Genomic DNA, 2,581 nt, shown 5'->3' on the forward strand with positions numbered 1-2,581 from the left:
CGACATGACCAGCGGGGTGCGCTTCACCGAGGACTACACCGACCCCGAATCGGACATGGCGCGGCTGGATGTTGCGGCGGGGTGGAAGCCGCCGCCGGCGGGGGCGCATTGGCCGGGCACGGTGCTCGAGCTGATCGGCAGCCTCGAGGTTGGCGAGGCCGCGCATGGTGGCCGCTTCGCCTACCGATCGATCGAGACCGATGTCCTGGCGCTGGCACTGGAGCGGGCGACCGGCAGGCGGCTCCCCGACCTGCTGTCGGAACTGCTCTGGCAGCCGCTCGGCATGGAGGAAAGCGGCAACATCACCGTCGACGCCGCGGGCTTTGCCCTCGGCGATGGCGGGCTCAGCGCGACCTTGCGCGACTACGGTCGTTTCGGACAGATGGTCCTCGACCATGGCGCCGGGATTGTGCCCGAGAGCTGGATCGCGGCGACCCGGAGCGCCGATCACGCCGTGTTCGGGGCACCCTATGACGCCGTGCTGCCGCGCGGTGGCTATCGCAACCAGTTCTGGGTGGAGGAGGAGGAGGTCGGCCGCAACCTGATGGCGCGTGGCGTCTTCGGGCAGCTCATCCACATCGACTTCGCCCGCCGGACGGTGGTGGTGAAGCTCTCAAGCTGGCCGCACTTCGTCAACCCGGGCTGGACGAAGGCGACACTTGCCGCGGTCAGGCGGATCGGCGCGGCGCTCGGCTGATCGGCAGCAGGTCGCGCGGCAGGGGGGCCATCACCTCGCAGCCGGCATCGGTGATCAGCACCTGGTCCTCGATGATGAAGCCGCCGAGGCCGTCGATGTACCAGGGCGTCTCGAAGGCCATCACCATGCCGGGCTCGAGCACGGCGTCGGACCCGGCGGCGATGAAGGGCCACTCCTCGCTCCAGATCGAGGCACCGACCCCGTGGCCGAAATGGCCGCGCCCGTAGGCCTCGAAGCCCTGGTCCCACATCCGCGTCGCCGTCACCCGGTAGATTTCGGCCAGCGGCGTGCCGGGCGCGAGGCAGGCGAAACCAGCATCGAAGCTGCGCCGGAGTGCGTCATGGATGCGGCGTGCCTCGGGGTGCGGGGTGCCCGCGACGGCGGTGCGCCCGCCATCCGAACTGTAGCCGGCGACGACGCAGCCGACGTCGATCTTGACGAGGTCGCCGTCCTCGAGCGGGCCGCCGGGCGCAAAGCCGTCGCTGGCGACCGAGATGTAGGCCCAGCTCGACTGCGGCGCCGGGTGGCCGCGGCGCTCGGCCTCGGCCAGCGCCCCGGCACGCCAGATGGCGGTCAGCTGCGCGGCGTCCATGCCGGGTTCGGCGGCCTCGAGCAGGTCGGTCAGGCCGGCGCGGGCATAGAGCGCCGCATGGCGCAGCCGCTCGATCTCGGCCGGTCTCTTGATGGCCCGCAGCCGCTCCACCAGCCGCGTGCAATCGCGCCAGGCGACCGGAACGGCGGCGAAGGCCGGGTAGTCGGCGGCGGGGACGAAGCCGAGCTCGAGCCCGATCCGGCCCTTGAGGAGGCCGCGTGCGGCGAGACAGTCGCGCAACTGCTCGAGCGCCTCGGCGAGATCGTACTGGGCCGGACGGGGCTGGCGCAGCGGCAGGTCGGGCAAGGGTTCGGGGAAGCGTCCGGTCTCGACCCAGAGCCGATGCGTGCGGACGTCGCCAATGCCGGATTGTCGTGCGAAGTCGCGGGCCTGCAGGTCGCCGACCACGGCCGCCAGCGGCGCTTCGGGATCGGCCGGGACCAGCACGAATGCGGCGCCGGCGCGCCGCCAGTATGTCGCCACGCCCGGAAAGGCGCCGGTGGCGTAGATGATCGATTCCGGCTGGGCGAGGACGAGGGCGTCGAGACCCTCGTCCTGCATCAGCCGGGCGGCACGGTGCCGGTCGAGAAAGCCCGGCACCCTCCCGTCCTTACTTGGTGGTCAGGTTGTAGTAGACGATGTCCGAGGACGAGCCCTGGACGAAGCCCTCGACATTGGCGCGCTCAGCCCGCTGCGAGGTGGACTGGAACATGATGATGTACGGGCCGTCGTCGAGCACCTTCTTCTGCAGATCGATATACATCTGCTTGCGGGTGGCCTCGTCGCGCTCCTTGGCGGCAGTCGCGGTCATCGCCGTGAGTTCGGGCGAATCCCAGCTGTTGCGCCAGGCGAGCGGCTTGCCGCCGGTTGCCGCGTCGGTGTTGTCGGTGTTGGTGACAAAGCCGTCGGCATTGGTGTGCGGGTCCATGTAGTCCGGGCCCCAGTAGACCATCAGCGCCTGGTGCTCGCGCGCCCGGTACTTGGTCAGCATCGGCGCCATCTCGGAGGAGACGATGTTCACCTTGACCCCGCCCTCGGCAAAGGTTGCCTGGACGGTCTGGGCCAGGTTGGTGAAGGGCGCGAAGTTCGGCGCGTCGAGGTCGAGCGAGAAGCCGTCCGGATAGCCGGCCGCCGCCAGCAGTTCCTTGGCCTTGGCCGGATCGAAAGTGTACGGGTTCTCGTCGTACGAGGCCCAGAAGCCGGTGGCCCAGAACGACTGGTGCACCTGGGCGCTGCCCTTGAGGAACGAGTTGGCCATGCCGTCATAGTCGACCAGGTAGCGCAGGGCCTGG

At 69.9% G+C, this 2,581-nt stretch carries 3 protein-coding genes; 1 reads left to right on the forward strand and 2 read right to left on the reverse strand.

Annotation, left to right across the window (positions count from 1 at the left end; translation table 11 throughout):
- Nucleotides 1-697, forward strand: a 697-nt coding sequence (locus tag ACE3TU_RS21260; protein ID WP_374627856.1) for a serine hydrolase domain-containing protein, incomplete at its 5' end; no start/stop codon positions are given.
- On the opposite strand, the gene ACE3TU_RS21265 is transcribed toward ACE3TU_RS21260, so the two are convergent.
- Together ACE3TU_RS21265 and ACE3TU_RS21270 are read right to left on the reverse strand one after the other, a co-directional pair.
- Nucleotides 669-1,889 carry a M24 family metallopeptidase gene (locus ACE3TU_RS21265; protein ID WP_374627857.1) on the reverse strand — a complete coding sequence of 407 codons (1,221 nt, stop codon included), beginning with the start codon at nucleotides 1,887-1,889 and terminating at the stop codon, nucleotides 669-671. The genes ACE3TU_RS21260 and ACE3TU_RS21265 overlap by 29 nt on opposite strands.
- 10 nt (nucleotides 1,890-1,899) lie before the next feature.
- A partial coding sequence (locus ACE3TU_RS21270; RefSeq protein ID WP_374627858.1) for an ABC transporter substrate-binding protein occupies nucleotides 1,900-2,581 on the reverse strand: 682 nt, incomplete at its 5' end.

Source organism: Devosia sp., assembly GCF_041917035.1.
Taxonomy (GTDB): Bacteria; Pseudomonadota; Alphaproteobacteria; order Rhizobiales; family Devosiaceae; genus Devosia_A.